The organism is Hydrogenovibrio sp. 3SP14C1 (assembly GCF_029625905.1).
Taxonomy (GTDB): Bacteria; Pseudomonadota; Gammaproteobacteria; order Thiomicrospirales; family Thiomicrospiraceae; genus Hydrogenovibrio.
On sequence record NZ_JARTLM010000228.1, the window covers coordinates 1 to 252 of the forward strand.

The 252-nt window shown below is 58.7% G+C and carries 1 pseudogene; it reads right to left on the reverse strand.

Features of this window, described 5'->3' with window-relative positions:
- Positions 1-252: pseudogene (locus P8629_RS12360) on the reverse strand (hypothetical protein); the annotation flags it as partial.

Sequence of the window (252 nt, forward strand, 5' to 3'; positions counted from 1 at the left end):
TGCGCAGCTCATGGCTCATCGAAGAGAGGAAGTCGCTCTTGGCTCGGTTGGCTTTTTCAGCCTGGTCACGGGCCGTGGCCAGGTCCAGGGCGACCTGTTCGCGTTCGGCCATTTGCCGATAAAGATTGATCAGCAGGGCACAGGTATCCGTGAAGGGCTGCAGCCAGTTGAGTAGCGACTGGTCCAGCGGTTGTCTGCTGTTGGCGATGGCGAACATGCCAATCAACTGGTCGCCACTGAAAATGGGCGCAC